Annotated in this window: 24 protein-coding genes; 8 read left to right on the top strand and 16 right to left on the bottom strand. The window is 61.7% G+C overall.

Annotated elements, in window-relative coordinates; translation table 11 throughout:
- Positions 1-129 precede the first annotated feature (129 nt).
- The 5 genes from QOL84_RS24445 to QOL84_RS24425 all read left to right on the top strand — a co-directional run bounded on the left by QOL84_RS24445 (position 130) and on the right by QOL84_RS24425 (position 4,688).
- Entirely contained in the window at positions 130-810 is a 681-nt protein-coding gene (locus QOL84_RS24445) for a response regulator (protein ID WP_129394857.1), read from the top strand.
- Positions 810-2,132, top strand: coding sequence for an ATP-binding protein (locus QOL84_RS24440; protein WP_283438866.1), 1,323 nt, complete (start codon positions 810-812; stop codon positions 2,130-2,132). Before QOL84_RS24445 ends, QOL84_RS24440 begins: the two co-directional genes overlap by 1 nt.
- Positions 2,133-2,338: 206 nt before the next feature.
- Complete coding sequence (locus QOL84_RS24435) at positions 2,339-2,824, top strand: GNAT family N-acetyltransferase (RefSeq protein WP_283438865.1); 486 nt, start codon at positions 2,339-2,341, stop codon at positions 2,822-2,824.
- Positions 2,825-2,967: 143 nt separating this feature from the next.
- Complete coding sequence (locus QOL84_RS24430; RefSeq protein ID WP_283438864.1) at positions 2,968-4,380, top strand: aspartate aminotransferase family protein; 1,413 nt, start codon at positions 2,968-2,970, stop codon at positions 4,378-4,380.
- Between the two features lie 83 nt (positions 4,381-4,463).
- Positions 4,464-4,688 carry an MbtH family protein gene (locus QOL84_RS24425; protein ID WP_064391340.1) on the top strand — a complete coding sequence of 75 codons (225 nt, stop codon included), beginning with the start codon at positions 4,464-4,466 and terminating at the stop codon, positions 4,686-4,688.
- A 177-nt stretch (positions 4,689-4,865) separates the two neighbouring features.
- Here the strand turns inward: QOL84_RS24425 and QOL84_RS24420 are convergent, their stop codons facing one another.
- The 8 genes from QOL84_RS24420 to QOL84_RS24385 are packed head-to-tail and all read right to left on the bottom strand — an operon-like array spanning position 4,866 to position 11,125.
- Positions 4,866-5,771 (bottom strand): metal ABC transporter substrate-binding protein, encoded by a 906-nt coding sequence (locus tag QOL84_RS24420; protein ID WP_283438863.1) that lies wholly within the window; start codon positions 5,769-5,771, stop codon positions 4,866-4,868.
- A complete protein-coding gene (locus tag QOL84_RS24415) occupies positions 5,772-6,671 on the bottom strand; it encodes a metal ABC transporter permease (RefSeq protein WP_007917717.1) in 900 nt (299 codons plus the stop codon).
- Positions 6,671-7,516 (bottom strand): metal ABC transporter ATP-binding protein, encoded by an 846-nt coding sequence (locus tag QOL84_RS24410; protein WP_283438862.1) that lies wholly within the window; start codon positions 7,514-7,516, stop codon positions 6,671-6,673. The genes QOL84_RS24415 and QOL84_RS24410 overlap by 1 nt, the downstream gene beginning before the upstream one ends.
- Positions 7,513-8,442 (bottom strand): metal ABC transporter substrate-binding protein, encoded by a 930-nt coding sequence (locus QOL84_RS24405; RefSeq protein ID WP_283438861.1) that lies wholly within the window; start codon positions 8,440-8,442, stop codon positions 7,513-7,515. Before QOL84_RS24405 ends, QOL84_RS24410 begins: the two co-directional genes overlap by 4 nt.
- A 34-nt stretch (positions 8,443-8,476) precedes the next feature.
- Positions 8,477-9,052 (bottom strand): DUF6162 family protein, encoded by a 576-nt coding sequence (locus QOL84_RS24400; RefSeq protein WP_283438860.1) that lies wholly within the window; start codon positions 9,050-9,052, stop codon positions 8,477-8,479.
- Positions 9,049-9,390: a hypothetical protein gene (locus tag QOL84_RS24395; RefSeq protein WP_283438859.1), complete on the bottom strand. Its 342-nt coding sequence runs from the start codon at positions 9,388-9,390 to the stop codon at positions 9,049-9,051. The genes QOL84_RS24400 and QOL84_RS24395 overlap by 4 nt, the downstream gene beginning before the upstream one ends.
- Entirely contained in the window at positions 9,387-9,926 is a 540-nt protein-coding gene (locus tag QOL84_RS24390) for a thiamine pyrophosphate-binding protein (RefSeq protein ID WP_129394847.1), read from the bottom strand. Before QOL84_RS24390 ends, QOL84_RS24395 begins: the two co-directional genes overlap by 4 nt.
- Positions 9,923-11,125, bottom strand: coding sequence for a PepSY-associated TM helix domain-containing protein (locus tag QOL84_RS24385; protein WP_283438858.1), 1,203 nt, complete (start codon positions 11,123-11,125; stop codon positions 9,923-9,925). Before QOL84_RS24385 ends, QOL84_RS24390 begins: the two co-directional genes overlap by 4 nt.
- A 398-nt stretch (positions 11,126-11,523) precedes the next feature.
- Between QOL84_RS24385 and leuC the strand changes: the two genes are divergently transcribed.
- Together leuC and leuD are read left to right on the top strand one after the other, a co-directional pair.
- Positions 11,524-12,942, top strand: coding sequence for a 3-isopropylmalate dehydratase large subunit (gene leuC / locus QOL84_RS24380; RefSeq protein ID WP_283438857.1), 1,419 nt, complete (start codon positions 11,524-11,526; stop codon positions 12,940-12,942).
- Positions 12,939-13,553 (top strand): 3-isopropylmalate dehydratase small subunit, encoded by a 615-nt coding sequence (gene leuD, locus QOL84_RS24375; RefSeq protein WP_283438856.1) that lies wholly within the window; start codon positions 12,939-12,941, stop codon positions 13,551-13,553. Before leuC ends, leuD begins: the two co-directional genes overlap by 4 nt.
- A 76-nt stretch (positions 13,554-13,629) precedes the next feature.
- Here the strand turns inward: leuD and ttdR are convergent, their stop codons facing one another.
- The 5 genes from ttdR to soxR form a co-directional block, all read right to left on the bottom strand.
- Positions 13,630-14,544 carry an L-tartrate utilization transcriptional activator TtdR gene (ttdR, locus tag QOL84_RS24370; RefSeq protein WP_283438855.1) on the bottom strand — a complete coding sequence of 305 codons (915 nt, stop codon included), beginning with the start codon at positions 14,542-14,544 and terminating at the stop codon, positions 13,630-13,632.
- Between the two features lie 57 nt (positions 14,545-14,601).
- The gene (locus tag QOL84_RS24365) at positions 14,602-15,903 is read right to left on the bottom strand and encodes a dicarboxylate/amino acid:cation symporter (RefSeq protein ID WP_129394843.1); all 1,302 of its coding nucleotides are present in this window, start codon (positions 15,901-15,903) and stop codon (positions 14,602-14,604) included.
- Positions 15,904-15,999: 96 nt separating this feature from the next.
- On the bottom strand, positions 16,000-16,875 hold the full coding sequence (locus QOL84_RS24360; protein ID WP_283438854.1) for an alpha/beta fold hydrolase: 876 nt from the start codon (positions 16,873-16,875) through the stop codon (positions 16,000-16,002).
- A 240-nt stretch (positions 16,876-17,115) separates the two neighbouring features.
- Entirely contained in the window at positions 17,116-17,574 is a 459-nt protein-coding gene (locus QOL84_RS24355) for a VOC family protein (RefSeq protein WP_129394841.1), read from the bottom strand.
- Positions 17,575-17,819: 245 nt separating this feature from the next.
- Positions 17,820-18,272, bottom strand: coding sequence for a redox-sensitive transcriptional activator SoxR (gene soxR / locus QOL84_RS24350; RefSeq protein ID WP_283438853.1), 453 nt, complete (start codon positions 18,270-18,272; stop codon positions 17,820-17,822).
- 93 nt (positions 18,273-18,365) lie between these two features.
- On the opposite strand from soxR, the gene QOL84_RS24345 reads away from it, so the two are divergent.
- Positions 18,366-18,719 carry an antibiotic biosynthesis monooxygenase gene (locus QOL84_RS24345; protein WP_283438852.1) on the top strand — a complete coding sequence of 118 codons (354 nt, stop codon included), beginning with the start codon at positions 18,366-18,368 and terminating at the stop codon, positions 18,717-18,719.
- On the opposite strand, the gene QOL84_RS24340 is transcribed toward QOL84_RS24345, so the two are convergent.
- The 3 genes from QOL84_RS24340 to ssuD form a co-directional block, all read right to left on the bottom strand.
- Positions 18,716-19,819 (bottom strand): sigma-54 interaction domain-containing protein, encoded by a 1,104-nt coding sequence (locus tag QOL84_RS24340; RefSeq protein ID WP_283438851.1) that lies wholly within the window; start codon positions 19,817-19,819, stop codon positions 18,716-18,718. The genes QOL84_RS24345 and QOL84_RS24340 overlap by 4 nt on opposite strands.
- Before the next feature lie 36 nt (positions 19,820-19,855).
- On the bottom strand, positions 19,856-21,043 hold the full coding sequence (locus QOL84_RS24335; protein WP_283438850.1) for an acyl-CoA dehydrogenase family protein: 1,188 nt from the start codon (positions 21,041-21,043) through the stop codon (positions 19,856-19,858).
- A gap of 123 nt (positions 21,044-21,166) precedes the next feature.
- The gene (gene ssuD, locus QOL84_RS24330; protein WP_283438849.1) at positions 21,167-22,312 is read right to left on the bottom strand and encodes an FMNH2-dependent alkanesulfonate monooxygenase; all 1,146 of its coding nucleotides are present in this window, start codon (positions 22,310-22,312) and stop codon (positions 21,167-21,169) included.
- Positions 22,313-22,316: the final 4 nt, after the last annotated feature.

Here is a 22,316-nt window from a genome sequence, read left to right as displayed (position 1 = left end):
TGAGGTGCACAATGGCCGTTGGCGATTAACCGATGATTAACCGCAATGCCCTTGTCGCTGTGACGTTCGGGGCATAATGTCAGCTTAATCGGCGAACTGCCTAATCCGCTTTTTTCTACGGGACTCACCATGCACGTACTGGTTTGCGAAGACGATGAGTTGATCGCCAGCGGCATCGTTGCCGGTCTCACGGCGCAGGGTCTGACCGTCGAGCACGTCAACACGGCGTCGAAGGCGCGGGCGATGCTCAAGGTCGCTGAATTTGACGTGATGGTGCTCGATCTCGGCTTGCCCGACGAAGATGGCCTCAAGTTGCTGCAGCAATTGCGTCAGGGCGGCCTGGAAATTCCCGTGCTGATCCTCACTGCGCGGGATTCGGTCACCGACCGCGTCGATGGCTTGCAGGCCGGTGCTGACGATTACCTGCTCAAACCGTTCGACCTGCGTGAGTTGTTCGCGCGGTTGCAAACCCTGCTGCGTCGCGTGGCGGGCCGCAGCGTCAACCTCATCGAACACGGTGCGCTGACCTACGACCCGAGCAGCCGTGAAACCCGTCTGGGTGGTCAAGCCGTGGACTTGTCGCGCCGCGAACAGTCGTTGTTGCAGGCGTTGTTGCATAACCGCGGTCGCGTGCTGTCCACCGAGCAGTTGAAAGACAGCGTCTATGGCTTCAACGATGAGCTGGAAAGCAATGCGCTCAACGTGCATATCCATCACCTGCGCAGCAAACTCGGTAAAGGCATCGTTGAAACCGTGCGCGGCCTCGGCTATCGCCTGGGCCCGGCCGATGGTGGAGATCAAGGCAAGTGATGAGCCTGCGACTGCGCCTGAGCCTGACGCTCGGCGCCGCGTTCGCGTTGATCTGGGCGCTGGCGGCAGCCTGGATGCTCAGCGATCTGCGCAATCAGATGATGTTTTCCCTCGACCAGCGCCTGGTCGCTTCCGCGCGCATGGTCGCCGGCCTGCTGGAGCAGTTGCCGACATTGCCGAGCAAAGGCGAGGGCACCCATTTCAGCGCCGAGCAGTTGAACATTCCCGGTGGCATGGCTTGTCAGGTCAGCTCGTTGCGCGGGGAAATTCTCGCCCGCAGTCACAACAATCCCGAGCAAGCGCTGGAAGCCGAGAAAATGGGCTTCCACGACCAGATGATCGACGGCGCGCCGTGGCGCAGTTTCACCCTTGCTCGCGGTGATGTACGGATTACCACGGCCGATCGGCAAATCGAACGCGAAGCCCTGAACATGTCGATTCTGCTGGCTGCGTCGGTGCCGGTGGGTGTCGCATTGCTCGGTTGCCTGTGCCTGTTGTGGCTGGGCATCGGCCAGGGGCTGGCGCCGCTCAATCGCCTGCGGGAAGCGCTGATGCGGCGTAATGCCGACTCGCTGGAACCGCTGCAATTGCAGGCGTTTCCCAGCGAGCTGAAGCCATTGCTCGACACCCAGAACCAGCTGTTCCAGCGCATCGCCAAGACCATCGAACGAGAGCGTCGGCTGACCGGTGATGCGGCGCATGAACTGCGCAGCCCGCTGACCGCGATCAAGACCCACCTGCAAGTGGCGCGCATGACCGAAGGCAATGCGCGCGATCAATCGCTGGCGCGGGCCGAGGAAGGTGCCGATCGCATGCATCGCACCCTTGAGCAACTGCTGTTGCTGGCGCGTGTCGAAGGCAGTCTGTCGTTTGACGATGGCGTGCAATGCAGTGCCGAGCAAGTCGCACGGCTGGCGATTCAGGACGCCACCGGTGGCGAACGTCTGCGGATCAAGTTGCAGCTGCCGGACGACCTCTCCACAGCAGCGTTGCAAATGCCGGCCGTGTTGTCGATTGCCGCGCTGCGCAATCTGCTCGATAACGCCCTGCGCCATACGCCCGAGGATTGCGCGGTGGAGTTGAGCCTGGAGACCCTTGGCAACCGCGTCCGTTATGTCGTGCGCGATCATGGTCCGGGCATTGCGCCGGATGATCTGCAACATCTGACCCAACGCTTCTGGCGCAACGGCCAGAGCACCGGTTGTGGCCTGGGTCTGGCGATTGTCCAGGCGATCGTCCAGCGCTGCGAATGCGCCCTGCATTTCGACAGCCGCCCGGATGGTTTGCGTGTCGAACTGAGCATGCCACTGCAACCCGTCTGATCTCACCCCCTATGCAGGAGCTGCCGAAGGCTGCGATCTCTTGATCTCGTCTTTTTAAAACAACATCAAAAGATCGCAGCCTGCGGCAGCTCCTACAGGGATTGGTGGTCGGGCACATCAAATGTAACTTCTGGGCGTTGGCTATCCGCCGGCCCTGACGTTATGGTCTGCGCAGCCTTGACTCAACGGATTGAGAGAACAGCGCCATGGATGCCCCCATCTACATTTACGCCGCCACACCCGCCGACTCCGGCATCATCAGCCGTATCATCGAACGCTCGATTCGCGTCGGTTGCGCGCTTGATCACCGTAACGACCCGCGACTCGTCAACACCTGGGTACGCCAGCAATCGGCAGAGCGCATCAATGCGTGGCTGGTCGATCCGCACTTCTACCTCAACATCGCGTTGCTATCGGACAAACCGGTCGGCGTCGGCATGGCGGCGTCCAGTGGCGACGTGACCTTCTGCCATGTGCAGCCGGAATGGTTTCGCCGCGGCGCCGGTCGGGCGTTGATGGCGGATCTCGAAGGCTGGCTGCGAATCCGGGGCAGGCCGGGCGTGGCCCTGAAAAGTACACGCACCGGCGAAGCGTTTTATCGGCACTTGGGTTATCGCGAGTCGGCACCGGCGTCGCTCCATCACGGGGTAAAAGCCACGCCCATGCACAAGTCGCTGGCGGTTCCTGCCTGACATCTCGATCAAGGGTCTAAATCCTCGCCGCGCTTAAGCGTTTCCAGAACAGGAAAACCTGCAAGTGCGCCCCGCGACCGGAACGCGCACCTGTCTGGTGTGCTGTTTTGGTCACAATCCATAGCGAATTGAGGGGTCGAGAGATGTCAGTCGCCACCAGCCTTATCGAAGAGTCGTCGGCCCGGGTCAGCTCGGCGCCAGCGGAAACGTTGTACCAGTTCAATGAATCGCCGCTGCTGGCTCGGCAGAGCCAGCAGGAATCCAACGCTCGCAGTTATCCGCGGCGTATTCCGCTGGCACTCAAGCGGGCCAAGGGTCTGTATGTCGAGGACGTCGAAGGGCGCACCTTCATCGACTGCCTGGCCGGTGCCGGCACGCTGGCATTGGGGCATAACCACCCGGTGGTGATCGAAGCGATCCAGCAGGTGCTTGCCGACGAGCTGCCGCTGCACACGCTGGACCTGACCACGCCGGTCAAGGATCAGTTCGTCCAGGATCTGTTCGGCTTGTTGCCTCGTGAGCTGGCGGCGCAAGCCAAAATCCAGTTCTGCGGCCCGACCGGTACCGACGCTGTGGAAGCTGCGCTGAAACTGGTGCGCACCGCCACCGGCCGCAGCACCGTGCTGTCGTTTTCCGGCGGTTACCACGGCATGAGCCAGGGCGCGTTAAGCCTGATGGGCAGCCTGGGGCCGAAAAAGCCGTTGGGTGCCTTGCTCAGTAACGGTGTGCAGTTCATGCCGTTCCCGTATGACTATCGCTGCCCGTTCGGCCTCGGTGGCGCCGCCGGCGTCAAGGCCAACTTGAGCTACCTGGAAAACCTGCTCAACGATCCTGAAGCCGGTGTGCAACTGCCTGCGGCGGTGATCGTTGAAGCGGTGCAGGGCGAGGGTGGCGTGATTCCTGCCGATATCGAGTGGCTGCGCGGTTTGCGCCGGATCACCGAGAAGGCGGGGGTCGCGCTGATCGTCGATGAGATCCAGAGCGGTTTCGCCCGCACCGGCAAAATGTTTGCCTTTGAACACGCCGGGATCATCCCGGATGTGGTGGTGCTGTCCAAAGCCATTGGCGGCAGCCTGCCGCTGGCGGTGGTGGTTTATCGCGACTGGCTCGACACCTGGCAGCCGGGCGCACACGCCGGCACTTTCCGTGGCAATCAGATGGCGATGGCTGCCGGTTCGGCGGTGATGCGTTACCTGGTCGAACACAAGGTCTGCGAACACGCTGCCGCCATGGGTGAACGCCTCAGCGAACACCTGCGTATTCTGCAGCGTGACTTCCCGCAACTCGGCGATATTCGGGGCCGTGGCCTGATGCTCGGTGTCGAGCTGGTCGATCCGGCCGGTGCGCTGGATGCGCTGGGTCATCCGCCAGCGTTTGCCCGTCTGGCGCCGCTGGTGCAGCGCGAATGCCTCAAGCGTGGGCTGATTCTGGAGCTGGGCGGTCGACACGGCGCCGTGGTGCGTTTCCTGCCGCCGCTGGTGATCACCGCCGCCGAGATCGACCGTGTTGCCGAGATTTTCGGTCGCGCCCTGATTGCCGCGACTGCCGCGCTGTAAATTTTTCGCCGCGCCGAACGTTCTTTCTACATACCCGGCCGCACCCGTTGTGCGGCCCACCCTTACAACGATGGAGAACCAGCATGACGTCAGTATTCGACCGCGAGGACATCCTCTTTCAGGTCGTGGTCAACCACGAAGAGCAATACTCGATCTGGCCCGACTACAAAGCCGTGCCGGAAGGCTGGCGTACCGTGGGCAAGAGCGGTCTGAAAAAGGAATGCCTGGCCTACATCGAAGAGACCTGGACTGACATGCGTCCATTGAGCCTGCGTCAGAAGATGGAAGGCCAGGCCGCCGCACAATAAGCTGCCGGACAAAACAAACCCGCTGGACCGATAACGGTTCAGCGGGTTTTTTCATGCCCTGGATATGTGTTGATGATCAGGGCCTCATCGCGAGCAGGCTCACTCCTACAAGGGAATGCATTCCAACTGTAGGAGTGAGCCTGCTCGCGATGAACGATAACGCGGTTCCGGATGAAACTACGCCCCGCTCAAACCCTTCAGTAGCAAATCAACATTCCCCTCCAGCTCCGCCACCGGATCCGCCGAATCGGTGCTCAGCACCACCAGATGACTACCCGACTCGGCAATCGCCGCTTTCACCGCTTCCGAAGGCTGACGATGATGCAGCACAACGGCGACATCATTGTCCTTGAGCGTTGCCGTCAGTTTTTTCAGGTCTTCTGGCGTCCACTCGACATCGGGGCGGGGATCCTCGCCGATCAGCTCGAGATTGAGGCTGCCGATCAGATAGCCGTAGTGATCGCTCAGGCTCATCACACTCAGATTGTCGGCACTGGCCAGACGCGCCTCGCTGTCGGCGCTGAGTTTCAGTAGACGCTGCTTCAACGCCGCCAGATTGGCCTCGATCTTTGGTTTGGCGCTCGGTGCCAGCCGCACCAGATCTGCCGCCATCACGTCCGCCATGCGCCCCATGTTGTTGCTCGCCTGCCATGGCTGACTGTTCAGTCCATCGCCTTTCAGCTCGGGTTGCACGGCAATGCCGGGCAGGGCACCGTCGACCGGACGTGCGGCATCGACCTCGACGATACGGATGTTGCTGCGGCGGGCGATCGGGTACAGCGGATCATCAGCCCACAGCGAGCGCACGCCGATCACCGCGTCGGCTCCGGTCGCCAGTTTGCTCAGCGCCGGCGCGCCGCGACCGGTGAAGTAGGCGGTCTGGCGACTGCCGGGCAGATTCGCCGGCGCCGCACGCTCGAGGTTGACGTCGGTGCCCTTGAGCAGCACTTCGCCCAGGCCGTAGGTGATCGGCAACGACGCCAGCACCCGCAGTGGCTTGGTGTTTTCGGCGGCCAGTAACGGTGTACCCATCGCGCCGCACAGGGCCATGGCCAAGGTCAGCTTACGCAGTGAAAAAGTCATTTATCCAAGATTCCCTTTCAGACTCGGGACAACCCCGCGCGCGATGGCGGCGAGGGCGAAGGCGATGCCGGCGACCAGAATGATCGCGGCGCCGGACGGGATCGGCAGGTCGAACACGATGGGCGCGAGAATTCCGCACAACGTGCTGACGGTGGCGATCAGCACCGAACACCAGAAAAAGCCCTTGAGCGATTGACTGAGCAAACGTGCAGCAGCGGCCGGAATCACCAGCAGCGCGCCGACCAGAATTGCACCAATCACCTTCACCGCCGCGACGGTGATCAGCGTCACCAGAATCACGAACAGATAATCCAGGGTCTTCACCGCCACTCCGCGCACCGCCGCCAGTTGCGGGTTGAAACTGGCGAGCATGATGCGGTTGTACAGCGGCAGCGCCAACGCCATGACTAGCGAACCGACGATCGCCAGCACCGCCAGATCATTGCCGTTGACCGTCAGCACCGAGCCAAACAGTACGTTTTCGAGAATGTGCACGTTGATCTTGCCCGCGAGAATCAGCAGCAGGCTTGCACCCAATGCCAACGACACCGACAGGAACACGCCGATCAAGGTGTCCGGCGCCAGACCAGTGCGGTTGCGCAGGTAATTGAGCAGGATGCCGAACAGCAGGCAATAACCGAACAGGCTGCCATATGGGCCGGTGTAGGGTTCGCCGAGCAGAATGCCGATGGCCACGCCGGTCAGCGCCGCGTGCCCGACCGCTTCGGAGAAAAACGCGAAGCGCTTGACCACCACCAGCGTACCGAGACCACCGAGCACCGGGCCGATCAGCAGGCCGGCGAGCAACGCGTTGACCACAAATCCATAGGCCAGCGCTTCCGGCAGATAACCAGAGGAGGCCCAGCCCTGGACCATCAGGCGAAAAGCTTCGTAACTCATCAGACAGCGCTCCGCGGATGGGTCGAGAACAAGGTCAGCAGGCGTTCCGGGGTCAGCGCCTGTTGCGGCGTGGCATCGAACAGCACGCGACGGTTGAGACCGGTGACGTGATTGGCCAGACGCCCGACGGCTTCCAGATCGTGTTCGATCCACAGCACGGTAATGCCCGCTGCGCGCCAGTCATTCAGCAGTCGTTCAAAGACTTGAATCCCGGCTTCGTCGAGGGCCGACATCGGTTCGTCGAGCACCAGCAGTTGCGGCGCCGGAATCAGCCCTTGCGCGAGGAGAACCCGCTGCCGTTCACCGCCCGACAGCGCGCCCATGCGGCGTTTGCGCTTGTCCTGCATGCCGACGCGCTCCAGCGCTTCGCCGATGGCGCCGGCGTAGTGTTTGCTCAAGCCGAGAAACGCCGGACGGCGCTGGCACATCGCGGCCATGAAATCGTCGACGGTCATCGGTAAACCACGATCGAACTCCAGCGCCTGCGGCACATAACCGATGGTGCCGGGGACGCCGGGCCATTGCAGGCTGAGCTGGCCCTGATGCGGCATCTGCCCGAGCAACGTCTTGATCAGCGAACTCTTGCCGCCGCCGTTCGGGCCGACCAGCGCATGCACGCTGCCGGGCCGCACCTGGAAAGTGACTTTGTCGAGAATCGTCGTGCGGCCCAGGGTCAGACAAACCTCCGAAAAATCCAAAGTCGGCCCCGAAACCTGTAGGAGTGAGCCTGCTCGCGATAGCGGAATGTCATCCAACGAAGATGTTGCCTGAACCGACGCCTTCGCGAGCAAGCCCGCTCCCACAGGAGATTGGAGTTCGTCCGAGATCGTTTCTTTTGAGGTCATGCGCCCGACTCCTGAATCGCCCGCACCACGGTATTGAGGTTGCCGGTCATTTCCTTTTCATATTTGTCGGCGGTGTATTCGCCATAGGAAATGTGCGACAGCGGGTAGAGTTTCACGCCCGACTCACGCTGGATGGTTTCGACATAGGTAGAGGGGAAATCCATCTCCGAGAAGATCACTTTCACATCCAGCTCGCGCAGTTGATCGATGGTCTTTTTCAACTGGCTCGGGCTTGGCTCGATACCGTGCGCCGGCTCGACCACCGCCGTCACTTCCAGGCCGAATTCGCGTAGCAGATAGTCGTAGGCCGCGTGAACCGTGGCCACGCGCAGTTCGGCATTCGGCGCCTGGGTCAGTTTGGCCAAGGCGTCGGCCCGCATCTGCCGCAGGCGTTTGCCGTAGGCGCGGGCGTTCTGCGTGTAGGTCTTGGCGTTGTCCGGGTCGAGTTTGCCCAGCTCGCGGGCGATGTTGTTGACCTGCGCGATCGAGGCGCTGATCGACAGGAACGTGTGCGGGTTGACCACTTTGCCGGCACCGCGCGCGGCGACCCCGGTGGCGGCCAGCAGCGGCACGTTCTCGTTGGCTTCGATGGTCTTGATGTTGGGCGTTTCGCTGGCGGCGATCATGCGGTCGGCGAAATCGTCATGGCCGACACCATTCAGCACGATCACGTCCAGCCCGCTGATGCGCTTGATGTCCTCGGCCCGAGGCTCGTAGGCGTGCGGGTTGAAGCCGGCAGGAATCAGCGGCACGACGTCGGCCTTGTCGCCGACGATGTTGGCCACGTAGCTGTAATAAGGGTGCAGGGTGATGCCGATGCGCAAGCGTTTGGCCGGATCGGCACTGGCCAGCGGGCTCAGCAGGCAGGCGCAGAGGCCGACTAGAAACAGGCGCAGCAAGGGACGGCGAGGCGATGAAATAGACATGGGCAAGCGGTCTTCTCTCGAATGGGGCGAGGGTTCAATGACGATGTTCGCGGGTAACCCCGGCATCGTATTGCGCGACGATTTGTTTCCAGCCGGCAGCGGACAGTGCGGCATCCGACAGATCGGCAGCCGGCTTGAGGTCGGCATCGCGGCTGAGCCAGATGTCCGGCGCAGCCTTGTCGTCGGCGCTGACGCGCATCAGAAACGAACCGGCGACGGCGGGCGTCTGGCTGTGCCCGTAATAGGCAGTGCCTGCGAGCATTTGCCAGACATGCCCGCCACGGCTGACCGAACTGGCGTCCTGGGCAAACGGTGCGAAACCTTCGTCCGCGAGGTTTTGCGGGGTCGGCAGGGCTTTGTGCTCTTCGCGCAGCAAGTGGATTTCGTCGAGGGTGACCCGCAGATCGGCATAGATGCCTTGCTCGGCGGCTCTGAGGTCACGACGGGCGTCGAGCTGGTTGCTGGCGACCGGCTCCGGTTCATGCGATACGCCGCGCCACGCCACCACGGAACCGGCAATTGCCAGGATCAGCAGGCACAACAGCAGCACATTGAGGGTTTCATGGCCGGCACCCGCCGGGCGTACGATTTGTGTGGTGGGCGTACTCATGGGGTCTCGATATCCGCTTGGTCGATTTCCACGACGTGGCCCGGGCCGGCGTCGAACAATACATAGAACTCGGCGCCGGGCTTCTTGAAGGTCAGGGTCGAATCGCTGCCGAGCTTGCCCGGCAGCAGAATCGTTTCGTCGTAGCCGATCACATCGAGGGTCACTCCCGGGGCACCGCTGCCGTCGGAGAAACCACCGGTGCATTTGATCTGCTCGGCATCGACGGCTTTGCATTCGCACATCGGGTTATGCGCCAGGGCGCTGGCGCTGAAACCTGTGCACAGCACCAGCAGCGCAGTACTCAGCCGCAGGCGGGAAGGGCGTTTGGCGTGGCTCATGGTTTGGCTCCTTGTTTGTTCAGCCAGGCGATCGTCGCGGGGGAGGCCTGGCTCAGGGGAATCGAGGCCTGATGCATGTTGCCGTCCCAGCCTTCCATGGTGATCCACAGTTCGGCGTCGGTTTTGGTCTTTTCCGGGATCAGCAATTGCGTGCCCATGCGGTACGGCGTGCCGAAGAAAATCACCCCGGCGGCGCGCAGGCTTCGGGGTTTGCCGATGCGCAGGTAAGTCGCCTTGACCTGTTCGATACAGGCATCACACAAGGCAGCGTTGAAGTCCTTCATGAAACCGGCGGGACCATTGAGCGGCGCTTCGTTGCGCAGCTCGGCCAGGCGCAGGCTCCACGGGCCGACCTGGACTTCACCGATCTCGCGTTCGCCAAGACCGCTGTCGCCACGGAACAACGCGACGTCGGCAAAGTATTTCGGCATGAAACCCAGCGGAATCAGCAGCAGCAGCACGTTGATGTGGAAGCGCCATTTGTGCCAGAAGCGGCTCAGGCGGGAAGGTTGGGCAATGCTCGTCGTCTGGCTCACAGGCTGGCCTCCGAAGTCTCGCGGGTGGTCGCGGGCTGCACGGCGGCGCTGCGGGCTTTCTTGCTTTCGCGTTTGAGGGCGTTGGCGGTGGCCAGCGCGGTGCGCTTGGTCCAGATCAACAGACCGCTGAGCACCATCATGCTCAGCAGCAGGCCGAAGAAGAACCAGATCAGCTTGATCCACAGCCCGCCAAAGTCACCGGTGTGCAACGGGCGCATGGATTCGGTGACGAACTCCAGCGAGTTGCGATCGGACAGCAGGCGAGTCGCCGCCAGGTCACCGTTATACGGATTGAGCGTCGCGGTCTGGAACATCAGCGGATACCAGCCACGTCCGCCAAGGCTCAGATGGCTGTAGGCGTTGCCCGGCATGCTGACGAAACTGACTTCGAGGCCGGGGATCTTCTGTTCGGTGATTTCGATGGCGCGCGCCAGGCTGATCTTCGCCGGTGGCGCGGCATCGCTCGACATCGGCACGCTTTCACGGGCGAGCGCCGGAATGATCGGCTCGCTCGACCAGGAAATATGGTTGTCCGAGAGCAGTGCCTGAATCAGGAACCAGGTGCCGGTGATGGAAATCACCGCGATAAACCAGATCGACCAGATGCCGCTTAGGCGATGGAAGTCGCCCCAGAAAATCCGTGCGCCGTGGCGGATGCGCAGGGTCGGACGCAGAAAGCCTTTCCAGAAGCGCTTGTAAACCACCAGGCCGGTGACCAGCGAGACGAGCATCGGCAGGCCGAGGAACGACACCAGATACCAGCCCCAGCTGTAGCCATTGGTAAACGGCACCAGCCACCAGCCATGCAAGGCGCGGGTGAAGGCCTTGAAATTGAATTCGGGAGCGGTGCCCTGGATTGTGCCGGTGTAGGGGTTGACGTAGACGGTCAGCGAACGCCCGTCCGGGTAGCTCACTTCGACATCAAGGGCAAAATGCGCTTCATCCGGCCGGCTGATGCTTTCGACCAGCGTCTGCGGCTCGGCCTTTTTGATCGCGGCGAGAATCTCGTCATAGCTGAGCAGGGGCGCGTCATCGGTAGGCTGGCTGGCGCGCATCTGCGGGTTGGCCAGCCAGACGATTTCCTGGCTGACCACTGCCAGAGTGCCGGTGACACAGACGATCAGGACAAAAAACCAGATCGGTAACGCGAGCCAGCTATGTACCAGGAACCACAGTTTGGAGCGGGACTTCTTCGACATGATTGCGCGTCTTGATTTCGATGGAAGGGAGCGTGACTACGGGCTTCGCAGTCCATGTATCCCTGGAAGGTCTGGTCGTGGCTGTTGCCTACGCGACCAGCCCGCATCTCTATAAGACGGATGAGCGTGACGAATCCCGATAAGGGATATGAAAGTAAATGTTTCGCACTTCCCTCACGCCAACTCTCCCCCATGTAGGAGCTGCGGCACGCTGCGATCTTTTGATCTGGTGTTTAACAATCCTGGATCAAAAGATCGCAGCCTCGTTTCACTTGTCAGCTCCTACAGGTCTTCGGATCGAACACGATTCATGGAGGATGCCATCACTCTCTGCCAATTGATGGCGGCGGGCCGCTGCCTATGATGGAAATCACCAGTGATTGCCTGAGTAGTGCTTGATGAGCCCCAGAACCCTTTACGACAAACACATCGATTCGCACACGGTGTGCCGCCTCGACGATCAGGGCCATGTCCTGTTGTATATCGATCGTCAGGTGATCAACGAATACACCAGCCCGCAGGCGTTCAGCGGCCTGCGCGCGGCCGGGCGCGAGGTCTGGCGCCCGGGCACGGCGCTGGCGGTAGTCGATCACGTCAACCCGACCACACCGCTGCGTGTGGCGGCGATGCCGGATGCCGGCGGTGCCCGGCAAGTGTCGTATCTGGCGGAAAACTGCCGCGACTTCGGCATCGAGTTACTCGACATCCTCGACAAACGCCAGGGCATCGAACACGTGATTGCCCCGGAACAGGGCTTCATCCTGCCGGGCATGGTCATTGCCGCCGGTGACAGCCACACCACCACTTACGGCGCACTCGGCGCCTTCGGTTTTGGTATCGGCACCTCCGAAATCGAGCACTTGCTGGCCTCGCAGACGCTGGTCTACAAACGCCTGAAAAGCATGCGCGTGACCGTTGCCGGCGAGCTGTCGCCGGGCCTGACTTCGAAAGACGTGATCATGGCGCTGATCGGCCAGATTGGCGCGTCCGGCGCCACCGGTTATGCCATCGAGTTCTGCGGTTCGACCATCGATGCGCTGAGCGTCGAGGCGCGCATGACCATTTGCAACATGGCGGTCGAGGCCGGTGCGCGCGGCGCGTTCATGGCGCCAGACGAAAAAGTGTTCGCCTATCTCAAGGGCAAACCGCGTGCGCCCACCGGTGAGTTGTGGGAGCGCGGATTGCAAAAATGGCGCGATTTGCGCAGCGATCCCGGCGCACTGTTCGACCGCGAGGTTCATCTCGACGCCAGCCTGCTGGAGCCGATGGTGACCTGGGGCACCAGCCCGGATCAGGCCGCACCGATTGGCGCGCGAGTGCCCGACCCGCAAGCGGTCAGCGACCCGATCCTGCGTCAGGACATGCGCCGCGCGCTCAATTACATGGGCCTCGAAGCGGGCATGGCACTCAGCGATATCGTCATCAGCCATGCGTTTATCGGCTCCTGCACCAATGCGCGAATCGAAGACTTGCGCGACGCCGCCAGCGTCGTGCGCGGCCAGCAGGTGGCTGCGCATGTGCGAGCGATGATCGTCCCGGGTTCGAGCGAAGTGCGCGCGCAGGCCGAGGCTGAAGGGCTGGCGCAGATCTTTATCGACGCCGGTTTTGAATGGCGGCAGTCCGGTTGCTCGATGTGCCTGGCGATGAACGACGACGTGCTGGCCCCCGGCGACCGCTGCGCGTCCAGCACCAACCGCAATTTCGAAGGTCGGCAGGGCGCCGGCGCGCGCACCCATCTGATGAGTCCGGCGATGGTTGCCGCCGCTGCGATCAGTGGCCGACTCACCGACATCCGCCATTTTGGAGAACGCCCATGAGCCTGCAACCCTTCACTCAGGTCAGCGGCCAGGCCGCGCCGTTGCTCGCGGCCAACGTCGACACCGACGTGATCATGCCCAAGCAGTTTCTCAAAGGCATCGATCGCCAGGGCCTGGATCGCGGCCTGTTTTTCGATCTGCGGTTTTTGCCCGACGGCACGCCCAATCCTGAGTTCGTGCTCAATCAGCCTGCGTGGCAGGGCGCAAGTTTTCTCGTCGTCGGCCCTAACTTCGGTTGTGGTTCCAGCCGTGAACACGCCGTATGGGGCTTGCAACAGATGGGCATTCGCGCGCTGATCGGCAGCAGCTTCGCCGGGATCTTTTTCGACAACTGCCAGCGCAACGGCGTGTTGTTGATCACCCTGGAAGAAGCGCAGGTGCAACGGCTCGGGCAGTGGGTTGGTCAGGCAGAAACAGCGCGGATCAGCCTTGATCTGGAGGCGCAGCAGATTGCTCTGGCGGACGGTTCGATCATCGAGTTCGAGATCGATACGCTGCGTAAAACTGCCTTGCTGCTCGGTCTGGATGCGATCGGCAGCACCTTGCAACGGCGCGAGCAGATCAAAGCTTTCGAACGCCAACATCTGGTGGACAATCCCTGGCTGTCTTGACGAAAAGATCGCAGCCTGCGGCAGCTCCTGCAGGGATACAGGTAGGAGCTGCCGCAGGCTGCGATCTTTTGATCTGCTAAACGGACAGGCTTTTGAAATGTTCCTGCAAAAACTCCACACACGCACGCAACTTCCCCGAATGCGCCAGCCGTGTCGGGTACACCGCCCAGACATTCGCGCTCTGGCTGTAATCCTCCAGCACCTGCACCAGCCGCCCTTGCTCCAGCAACGGCTTCACGTCCCACAATGAACGCAGCAACATTCCCCGCCCATCCAGCGCCCATTGCAGGACGATCTCGCCATTGTTCGACGACAACGGCCCGCTGACCCGCACGCTTTCCTGTGCGCCATCGCGATCCAGACTCCAGATGCCGAAGGCGTTGTCGCGCTCCTTGATCACCAGGCAATCGTGCTGTTGCAGTTCTTCCAGGGTTCGCGGGGTGCCACGGCGTTGCAGATAGGCTGGCGCGGCACACAACACTCGCCGGTTGCTCACCAGGCGGCGGCCGATGTGCTGGCCGGGAATGTCATCGCCGACGCGGATCTCCAGATCGAAACCTTCATTGATGATGTCGACCACGCGGTCAAACAGGTCGAGGCGGATTTCCAGCTCGGGATAACGTTCGGCCAACAGCGACACCGCTGGCGCCACATGATTGCGGCCGAAACCGAAACTGCTGCAGATGTGCAAACGCCCACGCGGGCTGTCGTGGGCGTCGGAAAGTTCGTCGTGCAGTTGCTGGAAGTCATCGAGAATGCGCAACGCCCAACGCTGCACGCGTTCGCCATCCTCGGTCAGCGAGACGCGCCGACTGGTACGGTGCAGCAGGCGCGTGCCGAGGGTGCTTTCGAGAATCTGGATGCGTTTGCTGACGTAGGCCGGGGACAGGCCCAGTTCATCCGCTGCGGCAGCAAAGCCGTTCTTGCGGATCACGGTGAGCAGCACACGCAGGTCTTCGGGCAGGGGCACGGTGTCTTTCTTCTGGGACATGTCTAAAACGAACACTGGCGGCAGAAGCCGCCAGCATAGCATTGCCGTCGGGGGCGATTACTCGGCGCTGAGCCTGGCCGCTGCCGCGCGGGCATGACGACCGGTCTTGAGGGCGATCGGGGCGAGTTTGTCGCGATCCAGTTCGCCCTCCCATGCGGCTATCACCAAGGCGGCGACAGCATTGCCGATGATGTTGGTCAGCGAACGGCATTCCGCCATGAAACGGTCGACGCCGAGGATCAGCACCATCGCCGCTACCGGCACGGTCGGCACTACGGCGAGGCTCGCGGCCAGCGCGACAAACCCGGCACCGACCACGGCGCCGGCACCTTTTGAGGTGAGCATCGCCACCGCGAGCAAAGTCAGCTGCTGTTCCAGCGTCAGGTCGATGTTGGTCGCCTGCGCGAGAAACAGCACCGCCAGGGTCATATAGATGTTGGTGCCGTCGAGATTGAAGGTGTAGCCAGTCGGCACAACGATGCCGACCACACCTTTCGAGGCGCCGAGGCTTTCGAGTTTCTGGATGAGTTGCGGCAGTGCTGATTCCGAAGAGCTGGTGCCAAGCACGATCAACAGTTCGGCTTTTATATAGCCGAGCAATTTGAAAATGCTGAAACCGGCGTACCGCGCGATCCCGCCGAGCACGCAAGCGACGAAGATAAATGCCGTCAGGTAAAACGTGCCGATCAACTTCAACAGCGGCAGCAGCGAGCCGACCCCGTATTTGCCGATGGTGAAAGCAATCGCGCCGAACGCGCCAATCGGCGCCACCCGAGCGATCATGCCGACGATGCGGAAAAACACTTCGCTGGCCTGATTGATGATACCCACCAGTGGCCGGCCCTTTTCTCCGACCATCACCAGTGCCACGCCAAACAGCACCGAAACGAACAGCACCGGGAGAATTTCACCTTTGGAAAACGCGTCGAAAAACGTCGTCGGGATCACGTGCAGGAGAAACCCGGTGACGCCTTCGCCGTGTTCGGCCTGACCGACAAACCCGGCAATCGCCGAGGAGTCGAGGGTCTTCACATCAATGTTGAAACCGGCGCCGGGGTGCAGCAGGTGCGCGGCGAGAATGCCGATCACCAAAGCGATGCTCGACACCACTTCGAAATACAGCAGCGCTTTGCCGCCGACCCGGCCGACCTGCTTGACGTCGTGCATGCTGGTGATCCCGCTGACCACCGTGCAGAAGATGATCGGGCCGATGATCATCTTGATCAGCTTGATAAAACCGTCGCCCAACGGCTTGAGATCGACGCCGACCTGCGGCCAGTAATGGCCGATCAGCACGCCGAGGGCGATGGCGATGAGCACCTGCACATAGAGGGTTCCCAGCAGTTTTCGAATAGTCATTGTTATTATCTCGAGACGGTTTTCGGGCATGACGATCCCGCACGGGCCAGTCACGGCCCGTGGCAGGAAACGGTTCAGGTCAGTGCGAAACGGCGGTCAGCGCAGGAACGCCAGCGCTTCGGCGAGCAACAGTTCGGGGACTTCTTCGGCAAGGTAATGGCCGGCGGGCAGGGCCTGGCCGGAGACGTTCGTCGCCACTTGCTGCCATTCCCTCAGTGGATCGAAACAGCGCCCGACCGTACCTTCGGCGCCCCACAGCACGCGCAGCGGCAGATTCAAATGATGTTGGGCGGCGATGTCGGCGCGATCATGCTCCAGATCGATGCCGGCGCTGGCCCGATAGTCTTCGCAGATGCCACGGGCGCTGCCCGGCTGTTGCAGGCAGCGCAAGTACTCGCCGAAGGCTTCGTCGGTGAAGGGTTTGAGGCCGGCGCTGCGGCTGCCCATCACACTGCGCAGATAGGCGTCGGGATTGGCCTCGATCAGGGTTTCCGGCAGCGGCGCCGGACGAATCAGGAAAAACCAGTGCCAGTAGGCGCGGGCGAAAGCTTCGTTGGTTTGCGCGTACATCGACAGGGTCGGGGCGATGTCGAGCAGCATCATGCGCTGCACGGCGGCGGGGTGATCGAGCGCCAGGCGATGTGCGACCCGTGCGCCGCGATCGTGGGCGAGGATCGAGAATTGCTCGAAACCCAGCGCCTGCATCAGTTCGGCGCCATCGCGGGCCATTTCGCGTTTCGAGTAGTTGCGGTGCTGGTCATCGGCAGCCGGGCGGCCGCTGTCACCGTAGCCGCGCAGGTCGGCGGCGACCACGGTGAAATGCTCGGCCAGTTGTTCGGCAATCTTGTGCCAGATCACGTGGGTCTGCGGGTGGCCATGCAGCAACAGCAGGCCCGGCCCGCTGCCGCCGAGGCGGTAGGCAATGTCAACGCCGTTGACGTGACGCTGGTCTTTGAGGAATCCGGCAAACATCAGACTGATCCTTTCTCAGGGTTCTTGTTGCATGCATCCTGAAATTGTCTGGCGTTCGGGGCAAGGCGCAAAGCGTGATGGGCCGGTTCATGAAGTGTGATGTGTGTTGTCAGTCCCGGCCCCTTCGCGAGCAGGCTCGCTCCCACATGAATTTCCGGTGTGACCATTACCTGTGTCAAACCACAAAACCCTGTGGGAGCGAGCCTGCTCGCGAAGAGGCCAATCCAGACACCGAAATACTCAACCCTGCTGAAACATCTCCATCGCCCTCTGCCTGATCTGCTCTTCGGTCAGATCCTCCTTGCGCGAGGCCAGAAACCACAGGTGTCCATAGGGATCCTTCAACGTCCCGCTGCGATCACCGTAAAACTGATCCTTGACCTCGGACACCGTGGTCGCGCCGGCATCCAGTGCCCGCTGGAAGGATTTGTCGACATCGGTCACGTACAGATGCAAACCGACCGACACCGCATTGTCCGGGTTGCTCAACGGCCCCTGATCGCACGGCGAGCCGAGCATGATGGCGCTGTCGCCGATGCGCAGTTCGGCGTGGCCAATACCGCCGTCGGGCATGGCCAGGCGCATGACTTCGGTGGCGCCGAAGGCTTTTTTGTAGAAGTCGATGGCCTCGGCGGCCTTGTGGATGCCGAGATACGGGGTAATGCTGTGATACCCCTCGGGAATGGGTTTGACGCTCATGACGTTCTCCCTGATTGTTGTTTTGCGAGATGAAGAATCACTATAGAACTGTCCACGCAGTCCAGATTTTCACCCGACGAGCAGCAGGGGTACACACTGACCTGTGGCGAGGGGATTTATCCCCGTTGGGCTGCGGAGCAGCCCCAAAACCTCAATCCTCATTCCTTCAGACAAACCTCATTGACTGGCTTAGGGTCTGCTTCGCAGCCCAACGGGGATAAATCCCCTCGCCACAGGGGTTTCCATTAGTCTTTGGGGAAGTGTGGCCCTGGGCCCTGTTCGCCGAGTACGTCGCCCTGGTTGCGTAGGGGGCAGGCTTCCATCGACAGACAGCCACAGCCGATACAGCCATTGAGCCGGTCGCGCAACAGCGTCAGTTGCTCGATCCGTTCATCCAGCTCGCGTCGCCATTGCTCGGACAAAACCTTCCAGTCCGCTGCCGTCGGCGCGCGATCCTCCGGGAGGATTTTCAGCGCCTCGCCAATCTCCGCCAGTGGAATCCCCAATCGCTGCGCAACCTTGATCAACGCCACCCGGCGCAGCACTTCGCGCGGATAACGCCGTTGGTTGCCGGCATTGCGCTGGCTCTTGAGCAAGCCTTTGGCTTCGTAGAAATGCAGCGCTGTCACCGCGACACCACTGCGCGCCGCGACTTCACCGACCGTAAGCTGCTTGTGCAGGTTTTCCCGGGTGATCATTGGAAAAAGACTCTTGACCTTGACTTAACTAGAGGTTTTACCCTGCAGGCCTTCGAGTCGCAAGACTCGTCTTACGATGAGTGGGGGCATTTCATGAACAACCGCAGCTTTACCCAATTGATCGAATTCGAAATCGAGCCGCGTCAGCAACCGGACTTGGTCACCGCGCTTTCGGTGCAAAGCGAACGCCTGGCCCAGCGCTATGACGGTTTCCTCAGCGCCAGCGTGCAGGTCAGCGACGATGGACGCCGGGTGTTGAGTTTTCTGCAATGGCAGACCCGCGAGGCGGGGGAGGCGGCGTTTTCCGGTTTTGAGCGTGGCGAACAGGATTTCTGGCAACTGATCCGCACGCATCAGGCGAAAACCGTCACTTTCAATTCCTTCCAGGTGCTGAGCAGCATCGCCCGCAGTCACGACGATGCCTTGCACTGCAATCTGGTGGGCTAGATCGACAACTGGATCAGGCGCTCGCCTCGCAGGTTCTCGGTCATCCGCCGCTTGTTCACCGCCAGTTCGCCGATCTTGATCAACCGCGTACGGGTGACGTTGCGGCTCAGGCCAAGCAACGCAGCGGTGTGCACCTGGTTGTAATGGCAGAAGCGATAAGCGGCGCGCAGCAAAGCGTCTTCGACCTTCTCGTGCAGAGCGCCGGCCTGTTGCGCGAAGAGCTTTTGGAAAGCCTGTTCGAGCAACGCTTCCGGTGAGTCGTCGGCGCTGGCGTGATGATCGTCCGGGCGTTCGATGCGCAGGTTCGACAAGCGCAGATCATCACGTTCGATCACGCCATTGCGGCAGATCAACAGCGTGTGATGGATGACGTTTTCCAGCTCGCGAATATTCCCCGGCCAGCTGTAGGCGCGCAGTTTGTGCTCGGCGCCAGGGCTGATGCTGACGCGGCCATAACCGAGGCGCTGGCTATAAGCCTCGATGAAGTGGCGGGTCAGCGGCAGGATGTCGCCGGGACGCTCGCGCAGCGGGCTGAGTTCCAGATTGACCACGTTGAGGCGGTAATACAGATCCTCGCGAAAATTCCCGGCATTGATGGCTTTTTCCAGTTGTACGTTGGTCGCCGCCAGCACTCGCACATCGATGGGGATGCTTTTGCGCGAACCGAGCCGCACCACTTCGCGCTCCTGCAAGACCCGCAACAGCTTCACCTGAATCGCAATCGGCAGATCACCGATCTCATCGAGAAACAGCGTGCCGCCATCCGCCTCCTCGAACCAGCCGGCTTTGGCGCTCAGCGCACCGGTAAACGCGCCTTTTTCATGGCCGAACAATTCCGCTTCCACCAGCGATTCGGAGAAGGCGCCGCAGTTCACCGCGACAAACGGCCGATGGCGGCGATTGCTCAGGTTGTGAATATGTCGCGCGACCAGCTCCTTGCCGGTGCCGGTCTCGCCGATGATCAGCACGCTGGCTTCGCTCGGTGCGACCTGTTGCAAATGTGCGAGCAGCGCTTGGGACTTCGGGTCTTCGAACACCTGTGCGGTGGCGCGGATCGACGTCGCCAGTGCGGGTGAGGGCGGTAGGGTCAGCAGTTGCATGGGCGCGTCCTTTTCTTCAGTTCAAATATAGGCAGATCAGGAATAGAACGTCGGCACCGGCAGCGCCTGATTCAGCGCCCAGTCGCCCAGCTCATGAAGTTTGTAATCCAGCGGGTCGTGCAGGGTTTGCGTGCGCAGGTTGCGCCAATGCCGATCAAGGCGCAGCGAGGCGTGGGTCGAGCGCGCACCGGTGACTTCGAACAGACGACTGCAGATATTCAGGCCCTGACGGCTGGCGGCGACTTTCGCCGTGGCAATGGCTGTGGCGACATGGCCGCGTTCTTCGGCGCTGAGAGTCGGGCCTTTGGCCCAGGCAGCGTCGAGCAATGCCGCCGCCCGTTCGACCAGCAGACGAATACCTTCGAGGGCCACCCAGAACTCGCCGTAATGCGCGAGCACGTACGGATCTTCACGGACATCGCGCGCCGAGGATTTGTGCCACGGCCGGGTTTCGTTGAGGGTGTATTGCCGCGCCTCGGCGAATGCGCCTTCGGCAATCCCGAGAAACATATGCGTGAAGGTCAGTTGCGCGATCAGCGGCCGCAGGCAGGCGAACGGCGTGCTCAGCGGGCCGGGATCGAGCAGCAGTTCCGATTCTTCGACGCGGACTCGTTCGAACGTCGCGCTACCGCTGTCGGTCTGGCGCTGGCCGATGTTGTTCCAGTCGTTGTGCAGGGTGATGCCGCTGCGGCCGCTGGGAATCGCCGCGATCAACAGCTTGCCGCCGGCGCTTTCGTCCACCGCCGAGGCGATCAGCATTTGCGAGTCGCTGGCGCCGGAGCAGAAGCTTTTCTTGCCGGAAAACTCGCGCCAGCCACCGAGGTTCTTGACCACGGTGCGGGTGTCGAGCGGGTTTAGCGCGTTGCCCCAGAACCAGTTTTGCCGTGCGGTCTGTTCGAACCACGGCTGCCATTGTTCCGCGCGCGCGAACAGGCGCACGGTGGCCAGCATCAGGTGGTGAAAACCGAAAACGTGGGCGATCGAACTGTCGACCTTGGCGAACTCGCGGACCACTTGCAGGGTTTCGCTCCAGCTCGCGCCGAGGCCGCCGTAACGGCCGGGAATGCTCAGGGCGAGCAGGCCGCTGTCGCGCAGGGCATCGCGTTCGGCCTTGGGCGTGCCGCCACGTTCGTCGCGCTCGACGGCGGTCAAAGCAAATTCGGCAGCCAGCTGGCGGGCAGTCTGCAACGGCGATAAAAGGCTACTTTGCGGTTTGGCAGTCACACCAACACTCCTGAATTCAAACTGCCCCTGTAGGAGCTGCCGCAGGCTGCGATCTTTTGACGTTGATTTTTAAACACCAGATCAAAAGATCGCAGCCTGCGGCAGCTCCTACAGGGGATTTGGTTATGCCGAGGCTTTTGTTGGCAGCACATCATTGGCGATCATTTCGCCAAACGGTCCGGTGAGGTTGGTCACGCCGCGCCCGGCCAGACTCGCGTAAGGCTCGGGCAGCAGCGGGAACACCAGCTCGGCAAAGCGATAAGCCTCTTCCAGATGCGGATAGCCGGAGAAGATGAAACTCTCGATCCCCAGATCGGCGTATTCCTTGATCCGCGCCGCCACTTGCTGCGGATCGCCGACCAATGCCGTGCCGGCACCGCCGCGCACCAGGCCGACGCCGGCCCACAGGTTGGGGGCGATTTCCAGGTTATCGCGCCGACCATCGTGCAGCGCGGCCATGCGCCGCTGCCCTTCAGAGTCGAAGCGTGAAAAGGATTTCTGCGCCGCCTCGATGGTCTCGTCGCTGATGTGTTCGATCAGCTTGTCTGCAGCTTTCCATGCCTCTTCGGCGGTTTCGCGGACGATCACATGCAGACGGATACCGAACTTCACTTTGCGCCCATGCCGCGCCGCGCGTTCACGTACATCGGCGAGTTTTTCGGCGACGGCGGCCGGTGGTTCGCCCCAGGTCAGGTAGACGTCAACCTGTTCGGCAGCGAGATCATGCGCAGCGTCGGAGGAACCGCCGAAGTACAACGGTGGATAAGGTTTCTGCACGGGTGGGTAAAGCGCTTTGGCGTTCTGCACCTTCAGGTGTTTGCCGTCGAAATCCACGGCCTCGCCTTGCAGCACCCGGCGCCAGATTTTCAGGAATTCATCGGTGACTTCGTAGCGTTCGCTATGGCTGAGGAAGCTGCCGTCGCCACGGTTTTCATCTGGATCGCCGCCGGTCACCACGTTGATCAGCAAGCGGCCATTGGACAAGCGGTCGAGGGTCGCCGCCATGCGCGCCGAAACGGTCGGTGAAATGATCCCCGGACGGATCGCCACCAGATAGCGCAGGCGTTCGGTCAACGGCACCAGTGCCGACGCGATCACCCACGAATCCTCGCAAGATCGCCCGGTGGGAATCAGCACGCCGTGATAACCGAGGCTGTCGGCCGCCTGCGCGACTTGTTTCAGATAGTTGAGCGTGACCGGGCGCGCGCCTTGGGTGGTGCCCAGATAGTGGCCGTCGCCGTGGGTCGGGAGAAACCAGAAAACATCCATGAAC

It is taken from the genome of Pseudomonas helmanticensis (assembly GCF_900182985.1).
Lineage (GTDB): Bacteria > Pseudomonadota > Gammaproteobacteria > Pseudomonadales > Pseudomonadaceae > Aquipseudomonas > Aquipseudomonas helmanticensis.
The sequence above is the reverse complement of the archived record's forward strand: the minus strand, read 5'-3'. Positions and strand labels throughout refer to the sequence as shown.